Here is a 19509-nt window from a genome sequence, read left to right as displayed (position 1 = left end):
GCGCTCAGGATGACGACGGGGACGTCATGGGGGCCGAGATGTGCGTCGAGCCTGCCGCCGCGTCCGCACGCGTCTCTGGGGCCATGGCGAACGATGTCTCGTCAATCGCGCGGGACATGCGTCGGCGCCAGTTGGGATGAACGGTGGATGGGCCAGGCAAGTTGGGCTGCTCGGACTGTCCTAGCACGTCTTCGAGCGGAAACAAGGTGAGCGGCGCCCCTGCGGCGGCGACGAATCGCAGCATGGCCCGTACCGGCGGTGTGTCCGGTACGAGCTCGTCCGCGCGGGCGGGCGCGGCAGGCGCTTGGTCGTCCGCGTCAAGCACACCCGCCTCGTGGAGCGCGGCCCACAGCGCCGCCCGGTCGCGATGGCGGGCAGCCATGTCCTCAGGCTTGCGCGCTTTCGCTTCGTCCAGGATGGCCGTCAGTGAACGCGCCGCGTCGAGGGACGCCCCCGTCTCCTGATCACCATCAGCGCCGGGGTGAGCACTGGCGTCATCTCCGTTTGTCGCGCGGGCGGCGCGGGCTTCCGCTGCTTCGATGAGCACGCGCCAGCCAATATCATCACCCCGCCACCATCCGGCCAGCGTCGGCAGGTCGTGCGTTGATGTCATGGCGACCGCATCGCGTGACCACCGGGAGGGCGGGGTGAAGGGGGCGGCCATGTCTTCCGGTGCGACGCCATCGGCGCATGCGGTGTTCTCTTCACGCTCGAACCAGAGCACACGCATGCCGAGCAAACCGGCCTCCGCCAGCGTTTCACGCAGTCCGGGCGGGACCGTGCCGAGGTCTTCGCCAATGATAATGGCGCGGTGCCGCCATGATTCGAGTGCCAGAAGACGCAGCAGGTCCTCCAGTGGGTAACGCAGATAGGCGCCGCGTGCCGCGGACTCGCCGTCCGGGACCAGCCACAGCCGGCGCAGTCCCAGGATATGGTCGACGCGCAGGCCACCGGCATGGCGCAATGCCGCGCGCACCATGTCGATGAATGGGGCGAACCCCCGCGCCGTCAGCGCCCGTGGCGAAAATGTCGTCAATCCCCAGCGTTGCCCGTCGCGGTTGAACACGTCGGGTGGGGCCCCAACGCTCAAGCCGTTGAGCATGGCATCGGGGTCCGACCACGTCTGGCTTCCAGCGCTGTCGCAGCCGACGGCCAGATCCGCGATCAAGCCGATCGGCATGCCGGCGGCGCGTGCCGCGGCTTGCGCGCGTGCCAACCCCGCTGCTGCTTGCCATTGGAGAAACAGTTGGAAGTCGATGTCTTGGCGATGTGTCTCCGCGAATGCGGCAATCTCGGCGCTGTCCGGGTCACGTAATGCGTCGGGCCATCGGCGCCAGTCATGGCCATGCGCCGCGTCATCGGCATCCGCGTTGGCGATCGATGCGGCATGCAACGCTTCAAAGCGGGCGTGACGTTCGAGCGCGATACCGCCGGCTTGGCGGAACGCATTGAATTCGGCCCGCGCGGCACGGCGCTCCGCAGCCACCGCCAGCGTATCGGCTGTCACGTCGGCGGGCGCACGCCGCACGGTATCCCCCACGACACCAGGGTCGGACGATGGCCGCGCCGCGTTGGCGCCCTCGGCGAAGTACGTATCGAAGAGGTGACGCAGAATCGCGAGGCGCGCGCGCACCGCCGTCGGCCAATCGATCAACGGCGCACGGCCCAGGGCGTCGAGGGTTGGGCCGAGTTGCAGTGCCCTTATCGCGTCCTCACATGCAGCGGCACCGACGACGGCGGCGGGATCGATATGCCAGGCGTTCAGGAACAAGCGGCTGGACGGCGAGTAGGGGCTGTACTTTCCGGGGTCGGCATTACACATCGCGTGAAGCGGACTGATGGCAAGCGCCCCGGCACCCGATGTTGCGGCGGTCCGCGCAAGGTCTGCCAAGGTGGAAAAATCACCGAGCCCCATATCCCGTGCGCCAGTGTCGTGCGACGTGCCGGAAACGGTGGAACGCGAGGCAGGTCGCAAGCCATAGACCTGCGCGCACACGCCCCAGACATGCACACCGCCTGCGCCCCCGTCCTCCGCGATTGCATCGCCTGCGGTCTCCGTCTTATCGGCCGGTCGCGCCGTTAGGACGGACGCGTCGAGCGGCCATTGCGTGGCCAGCGCGTCGGCCACGCCGAAGCAGCGCGTGGGCGCGATGGCCAAGGCGACCTGGGTCTGCGCGTCGTCGAATAATTGCAGCGTGTGATATCCCGGGTAGTCGATCGGCTCGATCGCGACGTAGGCATCCGCAGGCGCGTCGGCGGGCATCGCGTCGCCTGGTGACGCGCAACGTGCAATGCGTCCGCGCAGCGTGCGTAGATGCGTCTGCGCCGGTATCGACACGTCGTCGCCCACCGTGCTGCCGACGATCTCGGCGGCGCCGGATGGCGCCGGCGCATGCGTCGACAGGCGGGTATCCGGGTTCGGCGCCGACGGGTCGGGCTGCCGCCCGTACGCACGATCCCAGGCACCGGGCGGAATGCTGCCATCCAATGCAATGCTGTAGGTCATGCCAGGGCGTAGCCAGCCCTCGGGTAGCACCAGTTTTTCGCCAACCGTTCCAGTCAGCAGTGGCGGAGCCCGGTGGCCGAGGGACTCGGCATCGAGTAGCGCAAGGCTTTCCTCGCATTGCGCCACGGTGTCGGACGGCAATCCGAGACGCGCCAGCAGTACGGCGAGGACATCCGCCGGCACGCGCTGTGGCTGATTGGTCGCATCCTGCCAGTCCACGAGGAAACCGGCGCGTGTCGCCAATGCGGCGCGGCGTTCGGCGAGGGCATCGTCCAACGGGGACCGGGCCTGCTTGGAGGCCGACATCATGTAGTGGCTCCAGGCGTGGCGGGTGGCGCCATCGTACCAATGCGTCCCGAAGGCAACAGCGCGCCGTCGGGTTCGCACACCATGGCGACAAAGCTGCGCGCCAGTAATCGGCCCTCGCCGAACGCTTCGGCGGCACCCGGTAACGTCTCGAAGATCGGCGTATCGAAGCACGGTGGCGTACCGCCAATCACGGCCGCGACGTCGCTGTCCCGCGCATCGACGCTGGCATTCCGTGATGCGCCGTCAAAGCAGGACGCGGCTATCGGCTGCCCTCTGGCATCACGCGCGGGGCACGCTGGCACGCTGGCGTCCCGCGCGCTCAGATTGAGGGCCAAGGTCAGGCGATTGCCGTTGGTCAGGCGCCAGCACGCCACGATCGCACCGTCGATCACTTGCGCGCCCAACGCGTGCGCCCCTCCTTGCAGACCGGGGATCACGTATTGACGTCGCGCGGCGAGCGCATCGTGATAGAAGCCGCGCCATGCCGCGATGTCATCGGCATCCTGATCGATATGCGGTCCAAACGGCTTGGACAACGTGAAAGTCCCGACATCATTCGGATCGGGAATCCGCTTGCGTTTTTCGGGATCGTTAAAAGCATCGAACTTGGCGAATTCCTTGCGTCGGCCTTCACGCACCGCGTCGGCAAGATCGCCGGTGTAGCCGGTGAAGAAACAGAACGGTTGCCGTGAACCTGTTTCCTCGCCCATGAACAGCATCGGGATTTGCGGCGAGAGCAGCATCAACGCCGTGGCGGCACGCAGACTGTCATCGTCGGTCAGCGCGCGTAGCCGTTCGCCAAAGGCGCGATTGCCGGTCTGGTCGTGGTTTTGCAGGAAAAAGACGAATGCCGACGGCGGCAGCGACCCGCTCGGTTCACCCCGAGGCGCGCCGTCGTGAATCGGCGAGGGCTCGCCTTGATAGACGAATCCCTCGCCGAGTACCCGGGCAAGCTTCTGCAGCGGGTCCGTGGCAAACGCCTCGTAATAACTTTCCTTTTCGCCAGTCAGCAAGACGTGCAGCGTATTGTGCGCGTCATCGCTCCACTGCGCCTGAAAGTGATGGACCAGAAGGCTCGACGTATTGCGTTCGTTTTCCAGCACCAGATGCACGTGACGCCCTTGCGAGACAGTGGAGTGCACGCGCTCCGACAACTCGCGGAGCCAACCGTCGTTATCAATCGCGTGAACCGCGTCGAGACGCAAGCCATCGAAGCGGTATTCCAGCAACCAGTACAACGCGTTTTCGAAGAAGAACTCGCGCACTTCCGCGCGATCGAAATCGATCGCCGGGCCCCATGGCGTATGCGTGCCGGCCTTGAAGAACGATTCCGCGTATGCGTGCAGGTAATTGCCGTCGGGGCCGAAATGGTTGTAGACGACATCGAGGAACACCATCAAGTCCAGCCCGTGCGCTGCATCGATCAATGCCTTCAGCTCTTCCGGACGTCCATAGGTGGCATCCGGGGCAAATGGCAACACGCCGTCGTAGCCCCAGTTTCGCGCACCCGGGAAATCGTTCAGCGGCATCAATTCGATGGCCGTGACGCCCAGCGCCTTGATCTCCGGCAGCTTCTCGATAACGCCACGATAGCCGCCGAAGCTGCCCACGTGCAATTCGTACAGCACGGTTTCCTCCCACGGCAGGCCGCGCCATTCCGGATGCTGCCACGCATAGGCGGTCGGCGCGATCACCTCGCTGGGTTCGTGTACGTCGTCGGGTTGAAACCGGGAGGCGGGGTCGGGCACATCCAGTACGCTGCCATTAGGGTCTTCCGGATGCACGCGGTACAGGTAGCGCGTGCCGGCACCGCACTCGGCTTCGAGCTCGAACCATCCGCCTTCCGCCGTCCGCATCGGCATGATTGTGGCGCCGGTCGATTGGGCCTCGGAGGCAGAGGGCGCGATCACGAGTTCCACCCGCTCCGCCGTGGGTGCCCATAGCCGGAAACGCGTATGGTCGGACCCGGTGACCTGGGCTCCGAACGGTAGCGTGCGCGAAAAACGTGCACCGGGCTGCAGGCCGGGTTGCACGCTGAACCGCGTGGTTGCATCGGGCACCGGCGACGCCGTGGCGCCGTGGATGCCGCTCGCCGGCGACTGCGTCGACGCACTCGCGGCGTGACGGGTGGTGGGGGTGGTCGTCGCGTCTCGCGAAGCGCTGGCGTCGATGCTGCGTGCGGTCATGGCGGTCGTCCTGTATCGATGACAGGACGCTTACGCAAGAACCGGGCCATCCGCCGATTGTCGCGCAGCCAAGGCGAGGACCGATAACGATTGGCCAGGACACCGGTAGCTTTGACATATCGGTGTGTCGAACGGCATCGAAGACGGTGGTTCCCCGGCGGCCATGGCCGCATCCGGCGGCGTGGCGCCTTGGGTGTGCCATGCCGGGTCGACGCCCGTCTCCAGCACCGCGTGCCACACCTCCTGCCCCGGCAAGGCAAACGTGCAGGCGTCGGCGGCGCTGTTGATGATCAGCAGCAGCCCCATCAGATGACCCTGCATATCGATACCGGCGCGGCGACACAAAAGTCGCTTGCCCGCAGGGTCATTCCAGGCGTCGATCGACATCGGCGTGCCGTTTTCGTCAAACCAGTCGACGTCATGCCAGTCCGTTCCGGGAATCGGATGCGTGCCATCGAGGAAGCGCGTATCGCGCAGCAAGGGCTGCGACCGGCGTAGCGCGGTCAGTTGTGCAACGTAGCGGCATAGCGCCTGGGCGTGCGGAAGCGCCGCGTCCTGCCAGTCGAGCCATGAGAGGGCATTGTCCTGGCAATACGCATTGTTGTTGCCGTGCTGGGTGCGACCGAATTCATCGCCGGCCGCCAGCATTGGTGTGCCGAGCGAGATAAACGGCATTGCCAGTAACGCGCGCAGTACCCGCAGCCGCTGCGCGACGATGCCGGGGTCGTCGGTGGGTCCTTCCACGCCCCAGTTGGCGCTGCAATTGTCGCTATGTCCGTCGCGATTTTCCTCGCCGTTGGCCTCGTTGTGTTTTTCCGCGTATCGCACGACGTCGGCGGCGGGGAAGCCGTCGTGCGACGCCACATAGTTGATCGAGGCCCACGGTCGCCGGTGGCGTCGATTGAAAAGGTCCGCCGAGCCGGTGATGCGGGCGGCGATTTCCGGGCGCTGCCCATCGTCGCCACGCCATAAGCGTCGCGCGCCGTCGCGGAATTTATCGTTCCACTCCGCGAAACCGGGTGGGTGGGCGCCAAGTTGATAACCGTCCGGGCCGATATCCCACGGTTCGGAAATCAATTTCAGTCGGGAGAGCACCGGATCCTGGCGCACGGCATCGAAGAAGCCGGAGCCGGGATCGAAGCCATGGCCTTCGCGTCCGAGGGTGACACCCAGATCGAAGCGATAGCCATCGATGCGAAAGGCCTCGGCCCAGTATCGCAGCGAATCCATCACCATCTGCAGCACGCGTGGATGCGACAGGTTGACCGTGTTCCCGCAGCCGGTTTCGTCGATGTAGTGCCGCTCGTCTCCGGGGATCAATCGATAGTAGCTGGCGTTGTCCAGCCCGCGCCAGGACAGCGTGGGGCCCAAGGCATTGCCTTCGCAGGTATGGTTGAACACGACGTCGAGAAGGACTTCAATCCCGGCGTCGTGCAACTTGCGTACGGCAACGCGGATCTCGTCGAGTTCGCGCAGCGGCGAGGACATCGACGAGAGCGCCGCGCGCGCACCGGCGGCGGACCCGCGCGACAGATAGCCCGGTTCCGGCGCGAAGAACGAGAGCGTGCTGTAGCCCCAGTAGTTGCGCAGGCCGCGCTCCACCAGGAAGCGATCCTGAGAGAAGGCATGCACCGGCATCAATTCGAGGGTGGTGACACCGAGTTTCACCAGATGATCGATGAAGGCGGGCGACGCGAGTGCCGCGAAGGTGCCACGTTGCGGCGGCAGCACGTCCTCTCGGGTCATCGAGATGCCGCGTACATGGGCTTCGTAGATCACCGTATCAGACCACGGACGATGGGGGCGACGGTCATTGGCCCAGTCGAATGACTCGGTGGTCACCACGCATTTGGGCATGGCCGCCGCGCTGTCGCGGCGATCGAAGGCCAGGTCCGCGCGCCGCGACGACAAGCGGTATCCGAACAGCGCGTCCGACCAGCGCAATGGTCCGGCGAGTTGCTTCGCATAAGGGTCGAGCAACAGCTTGTGTGGATTGAATCGGTGGCCGTGCTGCGGTTGCCAGGGGCCATGGGCGCGCAATCCGTACAGCATGCCTGGTTGCGCATCCGGAAGATAGCCATGCCACACTTCGTCGGTGCATTCCGGGAGCCGCATGCGCGCGATTTCACGGCGTCCGGAGGGATCGAAAATACACAGGTCGATGGCGACGGCATTCGCGGAAAATACCGCGAAGTTGGTGCCCAATCCATCCCAGGTCGCACCCAGGGGATAGGGTACGCCGGGTAAAAGCCGGTCGGCGATCATGCGCAGTCCTGTCGGAAAAGGTGGCTGATCAAAGGGAGTGCTTACAACATTTGATTCAGGCACTGCCGTCCGGGGTAATCGGCCGTGCCTGGGACGGGCGTGACGCCCGGCGTACCACACATTGAACCGTATCCATCACACTACGTCATGCACTCGCGGCCGTGATCCGGGCGCCGAAGCATGTGCGGCATCAGGCGCTTGTCAGAACGCGGCCAGCACGATGGTGGCCAAGGGTGGCAACGTCAATGCAATCGACCATCCATGGCCGTGTGAGGGAATCGCCTGTGCCTGAACGCCGCCACTGTTGCCGACATTGCTGCCGCCGTAGATCTCCGCGTCCGTATTGAGCATTTCGCGCCACCAGCCTTCATGTGGCACACCGATCCGATACTGTTCACGCGGAACAGGTGTCAGGTTTACGGCTGCCAGGACCGTGCGTTCCCCATGGCGCCGCGCGAACACGTAGACGCTGTTGAGCGCGTCGTCGCCGACCAGCCATTGGAACCCGGCCGGATCGCTGTCACTCGCATAAAGCGCGGGTTCATGCGTGTACAAGCGATTCAAGTCACCGACGACCCTTTGCACGCCGGCATGCAATGCATCATCCAGCAGGTGCCAATGGGGCGAGGCGTCATGATTCCACTCGGCGTACTGCCCAAGTTCGCCCCCCATGAACATCAGTTTCTTACCGGGGTGCAGATACATGAACGCAAAGTAGGCGCGCAGATTGGCAAAGCGTTGCCAGGTATCGCCCGGCATCCGGCCGAGCAGCGAGCCCTTGCCATGCACGACTTCATCGTGTGACAGCGGCAGCACGAAACGCTCGGAGTAGGCGTAGACCATGCCGAACGTCATCTCGTGATGGTGATGCGGACGATAGATCGGGTCACGCTGCATATAGGCCAGCGTGTCGTGCATCCACCCCATGTTCCATTTGAAGTCGAAGCCCAGCCCCCCTTGGTCTACCGGCGCCGTGACACCAGGCCAGGCCGTGGATTCCTCGGCGATCGTGATCGCGCCGGGCGCGTGATGGTGAACCTCGTTGTTCAAACGGCGCAGAAAGGCGATCGATTCCTCGTTCTCCCGGCCGCCCCATTGATTCGGCACCCACTCGCCTTGGCGGCGGCTGTAGTCCCGATACAGCATGGACGCCACCGCATCCACGCGCAGCGCGTCGATGTGGAAGCGCTGCAACCACGCCAACGCCGAGGCCAGCATGAAGCCGGATACTTCGTTGCGGCCCAGATTGAAGATCCACGTGTTCCAGTCAGGGTGGTAGCCCTCGCGTGGGTCGGCATGTTCATAGAGCGGTGTGCCGTCGAAATGAATCATGCCGTGTGCATCATTCGGAAAGTGCGCGGGCACCCAGTCGACGATCACGCCCAGGCCTTCGCGGTGCGCGCGATCGACGAAAGCGGCGAATTGCGTTGGCGTACCAAAGCGCGCCGAAGGGGCGAACGGACTCAACGGCTGATAGCCCCACGAGCCCCCGAACGGATGTTCGGCCAATGGCAGGAATTCGAGATGCGTGAAGCCGAGGGACTTTGCATAGGGAATCAGGCGGTCACCCAGTTCCTCCCAGTTCATCGCGCGGTTGCCTTCCTCCGGCACGCGCATCCACGATTCGGCGTGTACTTCGTAGATCGCGATGGGCGACGCCGCCGTTTGCCGCGCGCCACGCTGCGCCATCCACGCCTCGTCGGTCCAACGGATCGCGCTATCGTCGGCAACGATCGATGCGGTGGCTGGCGGGCGTTCTGTTTGTCGTGCCACTGGATCGGCCTTCAGGGGCAGCGTTTGTCCGTCAGGGCCGATCAGCTCGTATTTGTATCGCGTCCCACCGCTCAGGCCCGGGATGAACAGCTCCCATACGCCACCATGGTGCCGTACGCGCATTGGATGACGTCGGCCGTCCCAACTATTGAAGTCGCCCACCACCGAGACACGTCGGGCATTCGGCGCCCAGACGGCAAACAACACGCCGATGACGCCATCGACGGTCGTGATGCGTGAGCCAAGGCAGGTGTTTACCGCCGACGGATCACCCCATGCCAGTCGATCGAGATCGCTGTCGTGTAGCACGGGGCCGAAGGCGTAGACATCGGCACAGTCCTGCGTGGCACTGCCCCAGTCGATCCGTAATCGATACTCCGCGGGTCCTGGTTTCTTTGGCAGCATGCCAACGAACAGGCCGTCGGCGCCTGGTACACCTTGCATGGGTGCCAGCGTCTTGCCGGACGCATCCGTCAGGGTCACGCCGCGGGCGCCTGGCAACAGCGTGCGGACAAATGTATCAGTGCGTTCGGGCACGCCATGCGGGCCGAGTACGGCAAACGGGTCCCAATGGCGGCCTTGCAGCAACGCATCGACATCGTGGTCGCCGAGTCCGGCGCGCAACTGCCCTTTGCCCTCGCGCGCCGCTTGCGCGGCATGGCTTTCGAGGGGCAGGGTCGGTTCAGTCATGAGTGGCTCCGTATCGGATATCGTTATCGGTTTTAAACATCGCTGCCTCGATCGAGATTTTCCGCGCCTGCGACATCGGATGCCGCATTGGTGTCGGTGTCGCCCAGCAGTCGCGCGGCCAACGCCGCGAGGCCACGCAGCGGCAAGGCAAGCCAGGTCGGACGATTCGCTGCTTCATAGCGGATTTCGTAGGCAGCCTTTTCCACCAGGAACAAATCGATCAATGCCGCTTCGGTTCGTGCGTCCGCCAGAGGTTGCGCGGCGCTTGCGATTGCCGTGCGATACGCTTCCAGAAAACGATCGCGCGCGCGGGCACTGAATGCTTCCAGCAACATTCGGCGCCGGTCGTTCGACGGCAGTTGCGCCGTCTCGTTTGCCGTTGCCGTCAAGGCGGCAGCACCGGCGTAGGACAGTGAACGCAGCAAGCCTGCCACATCGCGATAGGGACTCATCTTGCGGCGCCGATCAGCCACGCTGCGCGCCGGTTCGCCCTCGAAGTCGATCAGATAGGCGTCGAGTTGCGCCACCAGGATCTGGCCCAGGTGGAAATCACCGTGAATCCGGGTGCGCAATGCAACCGGCTTGTCGCCGACGATGTCCTTGACCGCGCGGACCAGGTCCTTGCGGCGCGCAAGCAGGGTAGTCGCCAGCGCGCGTGCATCGTCATCGAGCGCATCGACATGGCGCGACAATGTGTCGAGTGCATCATCGAGCTGCGTCACTGTCTCGCTGATCCAGCCTTTGACGTCGCTTGCGCTCGCGACTTCCGGCGAAAACGCCGGATCGTCGCTCGGGGCCGCCAGGATCACATGCAATTCGCCCAGGCGCGTGCCGATCGTCGCGGCCATCGCGCCATAACCTTCGATCGATTGCGCGTAGTCTTCCTCGCGAATCGACTGGCCCGGGTCGGGCTGCTTGCCTGTCTGTTTTGCGGTCTTGCCGGCCGTGGCGTCGTCCAGACCGACGGTCACGGCTACCGCGAGATCGTCGGTGGCGCGACGCAGATAGTCCAGGACCCAGTGCCAGGCATCACCCTGGTTTTCGATAAAGCCTTGCAGGATCGCCAAGGTATGAGGCTCGCCCGAGGCATCGGTACGCACCACTTCGCCAAGCAGCGCGGCGGTATTCGCGTACGCACGCTCGGTCAGGTATCGCGTCATTTCCGCTTCGGGATGGATGCCCGGCACGACCCGTCGCACCAGTTTCAATACGGCGGCATCGCCGATCACTAGCGAGCTGTTGCTTTGTTCCGCCGCAAGCCAGCGGATCTCGGGCGCGTCATTTCCCGTCTGCGTCGTGGTCTCGGCAGGCAATACCTGCTGCAAGGCGGCGGATGGCAGAAAGGTCACCTCGCCTTGCGGCGTTTGCACGCGCGCTTTCTCATGCAGCATGCGAATCATCGCGTGCGGCAGCGCGGACAAGGAGAATGCATCGGTCAGGTAACCGACGGTGCGACCGCTGCGTACGCGGGCAAGGGCGAGTTGCTGCGGCAGCGGCGACGCCGTGGCCGAGTTGTCCCATGAGACGGCGAGCGGCAGGAAGTAGCGTTCGGTTCTTACCGCGCCGCTGACATCATCGCTGGCGGACAGGTCGGCTTCCACTTCGGCCAGCAGGATGTTCTCCACGCCCGGCGTCATCAGTGAGTAATACGCCAGCCGTACCGCGCGCAGTGTGGCGTCCTTCGCGGCAAACCAGCGTCGCATGCCGAGATAGGTCGGCAGTACCTCCGTTTCCAGCGTCCGCTGTTGCGCGGTGGCGCTTGGCAATTGCACGCCCTTGCGAACGACAAAGGTGACGAATTCCGGCAATTGCTCCGATGGCGCAACGCTCCAGGACGGCCGCACGCCATCGGCGCACAGCGTGAACCAATAGAACCCGTAGGGCGGTAGCGTCAACAGATAGGTCAACTGTCCGATAGGTGGAAATGCAGAGTCAGCGGTCATTTCAACCGGCACGCTGCCAGCGAATTCGGACAGGTCGAGTTCGACGGCCTCCGGCGCGCGGCCGAGATTGGCCACGCACAAGACCGGCGATTCACCGTCAAGTTCGCGCAGATACGCCAGGACCTTCCGGTTCGACGGGCGCAGGAAACGGATGCGGCCGCGGCCGAAAGCCTGACGGGCGCGCCGGGTGACCAGCATGCGCCGCATCCAGTTGAGCAGCGAATGCGGGTCGCGGCTTTGCGATTCCACATTCACCGCGTCAAAGCCATAGAGCGACCCCATGACCGGTGGCAGGACGAGTTGTTCCGGATCGGCGCGCGAGAAACCACCGTTGCGGTCGGACGACCACTGCATGGGCGTCCGCACGCCGTCGCGGTCGCCCAGATGAATGTTGTCGCCCATGCCGATCTCGTCGCCGTAATAGATGACGGGTGTACCGGGCATCGACAACAGCAGCGAGTTGATCAGTTCGATACGTCGGCGGTCACGTTCGAGCAGCGGCGCCAGCCGACGTCGGATGCCCATGTTGATACGCGCACGCCGGTCGCTTGCATAGGTATTCCACAGGTAATCGCGTTCCTTGTCGGTCACCATCTCGAGCGTCAGCTCGTCGTGATTGCGCAAGAAGATTGCCCATTGGCAGGTTTCCGGGATATCCGGCGTCTGCCGCATGATGTCGGTGATCGGAAAACGGTCTTCACTGGCGATGGCCATGTAGATGCGTGGCATCAGCGGGAAATGGAATGCCATGTGGCATTCGTCGCTGTCGCCAAAGTACTCCTGCACATCTTCCGGCCATTGATTGGCTTCGGCCAGCAGCATCTTGTTCGGGAACGAGGCGTCCAGCGATGCACGGATCTTTTTCAGGATCACATGCGTTTCCGGGAGGTTCTCGTTGTTGGTTCCCTCGCGTTCCACCAAATAGGGAATCGCGTCGAGGCGGAGTCCGTCAACGCCCATCTCCAGCCAGAACTTCATGACGGACAGCACTTCCTGCAACACGCGCGGATTGTCGAAGTTCAGGTCCGGCTGGTGCGAATAGAAGCGATGCCAGTAATACGCCTGCGCAACCGGATCGTAAGTCCAGTTGGACGTTTCCGTGTCGTTGAAGATGATGCGCGTCTCACCGTACTTCTTGTCGTCGTCCGACCAGACGTAGTAGTTGCGATGATTCGACCCAGGCTTGGCCTGGCGTGCGCGCTGGAACCAGGGATGTTGGTCCGATGTATGGTTGATCACCAACTCGGTGATCACGCGCAGGCCGCGTGCATGTGCTTCGGCGATGAAGCGCTTGAAGTCGGCAAGCGTGCCGTAATCGGTATTGACACCGCGGTAGTCGGCGATGTCATAGCCGTCATCGCGGCGCGGAGAGGGATAGAAAGGCAGCAGCCAGATCGCGTCCACGCCTAATTCCGCAATGTAATCGAGCTTGGACAACAACCCCGGAAAGTCACCGATCCCGTCGTGGTTGGCGTCGAAGAATGACTTCACGTGCAGTTGGTAAATGATCGCGTCCTTGTACCACAGCGGATCGTCCTTCAACAGCGCGACTTTTTGATGTTTCATCCGTGCGCTCCTTCATGATGCGTGCTGCCGCCGGGTGCGGCGTCAGTGCTGCTGCCGGTGTCGGGCGGCGCCGAGAGCGGGGGTTGCCAGCCCGGCGCGCTGACGCGACGAATCGCAAAGGGCAGTACTTGCGGATCGAGCCGGACAACTTGATGCTTGCCTTGTATCTGGAAGTGTTCGCCGCTGACCAGATCATGGGCGTCGAGCACGTCACCATCTCCCCGACCCCAGCGCCAGAGCGGGATCTCGACGGCCGACTCCTGGATGTCCCATGGCGTCATGCTGACGGCAATCAGCAGTACGTTGTCACGGTTCGGCGTGGCTTTCTCGAAGAACAGCACGTTCGGATTCGATGACGGCAGGAAGGTCACGTTGAGGTGTGTCTGCAGCGCGGGGTTCGCGCGACGGATGCGGTTCAGCAACGCTATCTCACTAATGATGTTGCCGGGACGTTCCCAGTCCCATGCGCGGATCTGGTACTTCTCGGAATCCAGATATTCCTCGCTGTCTGGCAATGCCGCGGCTTCGCACAATTCGAAGCCGCTATAGACGCCCCAGACGCCGGACAACAGCGCCGCCAACGCTGCCCGGATCATGAAGCCGGCGCGGCCGCTGCGTTGCAGAAATCGGGGATTGATGTCCGGGGTGTTGACGAAGAAGTTCGGACGGAAGTATTCGCGTACCGCCGTCTGCGTCAGCGTCTCCATATACTCAGTCAGGTCGTCCTTCGTGTCACGCCACGTGAAATACGTGTACGACTGCGAGAAGCCGACCTTGGCAAGCCTGTTCATTACCTTGGGCCGCGTGAAGGCCTCGGAGAGAAACAGTGTTTGCGGGTGACGTCGGCGCACCTCGGCGATCATCCATTCCCAGAAAGGAAAGGGTTTGGTATGCGGATTGTCCACGCGGAAGATATCCACGCCCTCGCGTACCCAGAACAGTACCGCGTCGCGCAGTTCGAGCCAGAGGTCCGGCATCGATGCGTCGGCATAGAAATCAGGGTTGACGATGTCCTGGTACTTTTTCGGCGGATTCTCCGCGTACCGCAAAGAGCCGTCCGGACGCCATGCGAACCAATCGGGATGATGCTTGAGCCAGGGGTGGTCGGGCGAGCATTGGATCGCGAAATCGAGGGCGAGTTCGAGACCGTGCTCGCGTGCGGCATGCAGCAGCGTGCGGAAGTCGTCGAGCGTGCCCAGCTCCGGGTGGATCGCCGTATGCCCCCCGGATTCCGCACCGATGGCATACGGGCTGCCGACATCGTCGGGGCCGGCGTTCAGCGTATTGTTGGGGCCCTTGCGATTGGCCCGGCCGATTGGATGTATTGGCGGAAAATACAGCACGTCGAAGCCCATTGCCCGAATGGCCGGCAGCCGGGCGATGACATCGATGAACGTGCCATGGCGTTGCATGTCGCCGGAGGCCGAACGCGGAAACAACTCATACCATGAGGCAAAGCGTGCCGCGCGCCGTTCGGCTTGAATCGTCAGCGTCCGAGGGTGACGTACGCGGAAGTCGCGGTGTCCGGTAGCGCGCACGGCCGCGGCGGTTTTTGTCGAGAGGACGATATCCAGCCGCCTTGCCGCGTTGGCATCCTGGTAAGCCGCTGCAATCGTGCGAAGCGCATCACTGCGATGCGCAAGCCGCGCGTTGCCGCCGGCCGTGCCTGACGTCGGCAGGGCCGCCGTCGTACTGGCGCCGACACTGCTGGCGGCGCTCGACTTGGGCTTGGCGGGGGTGTCGCCGGACTTGTCGGCCTTGGCGCGCTTCGCGGGCTTCGTGTCGTCCACGGCCACGACCTCTGTCTTGCCTTCCTTCGCCAGCAGGGCACTGGTCTTGGCGTCCTTGGCCGCCTTGGGGGCGTCGCCGCCGCTCTCCCGAAGGATGCGCGTGAAAAACTGGGCGGCTTCTTCCAGTTCAAGGGTCACGTCCTGCGCGGCGGCACGCTTCTTCTGGATATGGTCGACGAGGGTATCAAACGTATCGCGCCACGCCTCGATCGTAAATTCGTACGTTCCCAGGCGCCGCAACGGCAGCGTGGCGTGCCAGCGGTCGTTGCCGCTTGCATGCATCGGAATCTCGCGCCAGCCGTCGTTGGTGGCGGGGGGGCCGTCGACGGCGGCGGTCGCCCAGTCCGCTTCGCGCCATAGCACGACAGCGGCAAGATGATCGTGCCCGTCGATGAACGCGTCGGCTTCGATCGTGACCGGTTCGCCCACCACGCGCTTTGCAGCAAAGCGGCCGTCGTCGACGTTCGGCGTGACGTTCTCGATGGCGATGCGCGGCACCTGGATCGCGTCGAGGGCCGCTTTGCGGTCGCTGGCGGAGGGGCGTGCCGCTTTCTTCGTGCCGCCGGTTTTTGGCGCACCTTCATCCGGTTTCAGGACAACGGCGTCAGGTCGCGTTGCGTGCAGCAAGCGCACTTCGGCAGGCGCCAGCGTGACTACGTCCGCCGGCGGCGAGGGCAGCGCCGGAGCAGCGTTGGCGTCGTCACCGCCGGCAGATGTCGACGCGCGCAGGAGTGGCAGCGTCTCGTAGTGGGTGAAGCCACCGGGCATTCCATCGCGCCAACGTTGCAGGTCGGCAAGCGCGGGCCGGTACAGGTCCGGATTGACCAACATGAGGATCGCATCCCGCGCGCGACGCGGATCGATGCAATCGGTGCGCAGCAACGCGGTGGCGCTGGCATCCGGGCCTGTCAGCGGCGTCAGCGCACAGCGGCTTCGCAGGATGGGCCCGATGTCGGCGCCGATGGCGTTCAATCCGGTTGGTGCCGCGCCACGTGGCTTCGCGCTACCCGATTTCCGGGGTTTGCAATAGGCATTCAACGCGGTGATGGCTTCGCGTACGTCGATGCGCGGTCCAACATGCGCGCCCCCCGTGCGTTGCTCGCCATCGCGCGTCGCCTCTTTGAAATCCGAGCGGGCACCGGTCAGCGGCGTGCGCGTCAGGGGACGGTCGACACCGAATTCGAAACCCATCGGCATCAGCCATCCGGTCCCGGTTAGCGCGGCAATCTGCAGCGAGCGTTGATAGGCCCGGGTGATCGCCGCATGGTCTGCCGGGGACGCCAGCGTCGGCAGGTCCGATACCAAGCGTGGCCCGAATGGGGTTTCAGGAAAAGCGATGGGCGGTGCGATGCGCGCCAGTGCCTGCACTTCGTCGGCAAGCCAGTCGGCGCGTGCATCCCACCAACGTACCGATGAGAACACGCCATCGAACGCTGCGCTTTCCAGGTCGCGGAGGGCATCGCGCGTGGCGCCAGGCGTCCAGGCCAGGAACCGTTGCGCCGGATAGACCTCGCGTACGCCGGCGGCGAGCCGGCGCCACACGTGGGGCGCGATACCATTGATACCGTCGAACCGGAAACCGGCGACGCCCGCCTTCGCATAGCGGCGCAACTGCCGAATCCACCAATCGATCAGAGGCGACTGTGTATCCGGGTGGCCGAAGTTCGCATGGGCGATCAGGTCCGCCCGAGGGTCGTGGCGCGGGTCGATCCGGCCATGATGCGCGCCCGGCGGATGAAACCAGTCGGGGTGGTCGCGGTATAGACCCGCATCATTGCCAATGCGGTCGATGACGACGTCGAGCAACAGCGTCAGCCCGTGCGCCTGGCTGGCCTTCGCGAGCGCGGCAAGCCAGTCGAGCGCGTCCGGTTCCTTCACATCGCTCGGCACGACCGTCTTGCCGTCCGGCGCATCCCCGCCATCGGCGGCGTGACGATCCGCGGCGCCTGGCAATAGGGATCTGCACAAGCGATGGTGATCGGCCGTGATGAAGCAATCGTTCGCGCGGCCGGGCAGGAAGGGCGGGGCGATCAGCAGGTGATCGAAGCCCATCGCCGCGGCACGCGTGAGCGTGCGCTCCCACTCCTCGCTCAACGTGTCCTTGACTTCATGCAGCGGCCCAAGTAAGGACGGCTGTACATAGTAGATGCGCGGCGCGAACAAGACGGTGCGGGAAGCCGCGGCATGGTTGCCGTGCGGGAGCGGGGGAGGCGCCTCACCTGCTGAAGTGGGTGAGACAGTGTGATCGGTGGGAAGTCGGGTATCAGAATCCATCTGCTGCGTGTCTCCTTTTTTATTAGGCCACGTCCGACACGCTGGACGATCTGACCGGCCCAAGGGAGCACGCATGAATGGCGCCGCATCCGGCGCCTGGTCCCTGATGGTCCCGCTGGCGCCGTGCCCGTGTTCGGGCAGGATACCGGGCACGCGTGTGGACCGGTTTTAAAACGATGCCCGGCACGTCTGATCGTGCCGCAAGCATCCGTACTGCCTAGTGCAATTGACGTGTCATGCCAATAATTGTTCCTGCGTTGCGATATCCGCCCCGATGTCACTGTTGGCGACGATGGTGCCCGCTTGCGATGCGGCCGTTGCCACGTTGCGTTCCGGCGCACGATCGTTTGCCGCCTGGCGACGACGCACGGCGGCGCGGACTTTCGCAACGTTCGCACGAACCGCGCGTTTGCCACTCAATACAGCATACAGTGCGGTGTAACGTGCCGCTGGCGCCTGCCAGCGGAAATCGCTCAGCATTGCGTGCCGCTGCAGTTCACGCCAGGCTTGTGGACGCATATAGGCATCCACCGCGCGGCACGCGGCAGCTGTCATCGCTTCCACGGTCTCTCCGTCGAACAGGAACCCGGTGCCGTGCAACGGGTCGTCGCTCGCATCGATGATGCTGTCCGCCAGACCGCCCACACGCGAGGCGATCGGCAATGTGCCATAACGCATCGAATACATCGGCGTGAGGCCACACGGCTCGAAGCGGCTGCCATGCAACAACATGTCCGCGCCGGCATGCAGCAAGTGCGCACGTCGTTCATCGAAGCCGATATGCACGGCGACGCGATCGGGAAAGCGTTGGGCCAAGCGGGCCATGCCCAGTTCGATGCGGCCTTCCCCCTTGCCGAGGACGATAACCTGCAAACGTGGATAAGCGTCCATCAGGGCGGGGATTGTCTCCAATGCCAGATCGGCCATTTTTTGCCCGGTCAGGCGACTACCCATGGCGATCACCGGCACGAACGGATCGGACGGCAGCCCGAAAGCGTGTTGCAGCTCGCGCTTGCAAGCGTGTTTGCCGCGCATCTCGTCTAGCGAAAAATGACGCGGAATCATCGGGTCCTGTGCAGGGTCCCAGGCGTCCACATCGATGCCGTTCATGATGCCGACCAGCTTGTGCGCCTCGGCTTGAAGAACCCCTTCCATCAGATGGCCAAAGCGTGGCGTGGTGATTTCACGCGCATACGTCTCGCTGACCGTGGTAATCCGATCGGCGTACCGGATGGCCGCCTTCATGAAACTCAATTGCCCGTAGAACTCGATGCCGGGCGCATCCTGATTGCACACCAGCAGCTCGGCCGGGATGCCAAGTCGCGGCGCGAGATCCATTGCATAGTTGCCCTGGAACGCCAGATTATGGATCGTGAACACCGAAGGTGTGCTCAGACCGGCAAGCTTCATCAGCATCGGCGTCAGCCCCGTATGCCAATCGTGCGCATGAACGACATCGACCTTTTGCACGCCTGCTATGCCTTGCGCCACCCGTACTGCCGCAGCGCTCAAGGTCGCGAAGCGGATCGCGTTGTCATCGAAGTCAGCACCGCTTGCATCCTGGTATAGGCCATCGCGTGCATAGAGCGCGTCGCACTTGACCAATAGGACGGGAATGCCGCTGTCCGGCATCGTGCCGCTCATCAAGGTCGCGCTTCCGCCAGGAAGGTCATCGAGCGTGGCAATCGCGTGCAGCGCGTGGGTTTTTCCCAATGCTTCCGGATAGCCGGGCAGCATGATCGTCGTCGCCACGCCGCCTTCCTGCAACGCGGAAGCATACGCACTGAGCATATCGCCCAACCCGCCGGTCTTGGCAAGCGGCAGGGCTTCGGAGGCAACCAAAAGGACGTGAAGGGACAAGATAGACTCCGGGGGCGAAAGGTCCGCGATGCCGGTCAAACTTTGACTGATCGACCAGTGCGATCGGCATCATTAAAAAAAATCACTACACACTGCGTCGGCGCCGTTACATCGCGGCGTGAATCATTGGCAATGCAAATTCATGTCGGTGAGGCTGCTGGAAATGCGGTGTCCACTGCGTTTTACAGTGACCTTCCATATGGAAGTCACCTCATGAGGCCAACGATGTTGACCGGTCTTGTCGCTGCAGGCATCGTTTTGACATTCGCTTGGCGCTGCGCGATGGACCGCGAATTGCGTCTCATCCGGTCGCCTTATGTGACGATCCTGTCCGGTCGATCCATCGC

7 protein-coding genes are annotated in these 19509 nt (G+C 63.8%); all 7 read right to left on the bottom strand.

The features are described 5' to 3' along the window. Positions 1-4 precede the first annotated feature (4 nt). The 7 genes from malQ to glgA all read right to left on the bottom strand — a co-directional run bounded on the left by malQ (position 5) and on the right by glgA (position 19162). The gene (gene malQ / locus SJQ66_RS24660; protein ID WP_320534661.1) at positions 5-2815 is read right to left on the bottom strand and encodes a 4-alpha-glucanotransferase; all 2811 of its coding nucleotides are present in this window, start codon (positions 2813-2815) and stop codon (positions 5-7) included. Then, the gene (gene treZ / locus SJQ66_RS24655; protein ID WP_320534660.1) at positions 2812-5001 is read right to left on the bottom strand and encodes a malto-oligosyltrehalose trehalohydrolase; all 2190 of its coding nucleotides are present in this window, start codon (positions 4999-5001) and stop codon (positions 2812-2814) included. Before treZ ends, malQ begins: the two co-directional genes overlap by 4 nt. 30 nt (positions 5002-5031) lie before the next feature. Continuing rightward, on the bottom strand, positions 5032-7266 hold the full coding sequence (glgX, locus tag SJQ66_RS24650) for a glycogen debranching protein GlgX (protein WP_320534659.1): 2235 nt from the start codon (positions 7264-7266) through the stop codon (positions 5032-5034). A gap of 201 nt (positions 7267-7467) precedes the next feature. Then, positions 7468-9729 (bottom strand): 1,4-alpha-glucan branching protein GlgB, encoded by a 2262-nt coding sequence (gene glgB, locus SJQ66_RS24645; RefSeq protein WP_320534658.1) that lies wholly within the window; start codon positions 9727-9729, stop codon positions 7468-7470. A 32-nt stretch (positions 9730-9761) separates the two neighbouring features. Further along, entirely contained in the window at positions 9762-13238 is a 3477-nt protein-coding gene (gene treS / locus SJQ66_RS24640; protein ID WP_051504095.1) for a maltose alpha-D-glucosyltransferase, read from the bottom strand. After that, positions 13235-17302: a maltotransferase domain-containing protein gene (locus tag SJQ66_RS24635; RefSeq protein ID WP_169786165.1), complete on the bottom strand. Its 4068-nt coding sequence runs from the start codon at positions 17300-17302 to the stop codon at positions 13235-13237. Before SJQ66_RS24635 ends, treS begins: the two co-directional genes overlap by 4 nt. Before the next feature lie 234 nt (positions 17303-17536). Continuing rightward, positions 17537-19162, bottom strand: coding sequence for a glycogen synthase GlgA (gene glgA, locus SJQ66_RS24630; RefSeq protein WP_082102523.1), 1626 nt, complete (start codon positions 19160-19162; stop codon positions 17537-17539). Positions 19163-19509: the final 347 nt, after the last annotated feature.

It is taken from the genome of Robbsia andropogonis, from assembly GCF_034047095.1.
GTDB lineage: Bacteria > Pseudomonadota > Gammaproteobacteria > Burkholderiales > Burkholderiaceae > Robbsia > Robbsia andropogonis.
This window is presented reverse-complemented; position numbering and strand designations above follow the sequence as displayed.

Bases quoted from the DNA above. Each gene is read 5' to 3' on its own strand.
- treS (WP_051504095.1), bottom strand. From the start codon at position 13,238: ATGAAACATCAAAAAGTCGCGCTGTTGAAGGACGATCCGCTGTGGTAC.
- glgB (WP_320534658.1), bottom strand. From the start codon at position 9,729: ATGACTGAACCGACCCTGCCCCTCGAAAGCCATGCCGCGCAAGCGGCG.
- malQ (WP_320534661.1), bottom strand. From the start codon at position 2,815: ATGATGTCGGCCTCCAAGCAGGCCCGGTCCCCGTTGGACGATGCCCTC.
- glgX (WP_320534659.1), bottom strand. From the start codon at position 7,266: ATGATCGCCGACCGGCTTTTACCCGGCGTACCCTATCCCCTGGGTGCG.
- SJQ66_RS24635 (WP_169786165.1), bottom strand. From the start codon at position 17,302: ATGGATTCTGATACCCGACTTCCCACCGATCACACTGTCTCACCCACT.
- treZ (WP_320534660.1), bottom strand. From the start codon at position 5,001: ATGACCGCACGCAGCATCGACGCCAGCGCTTCGCGAGACGCGACGACC.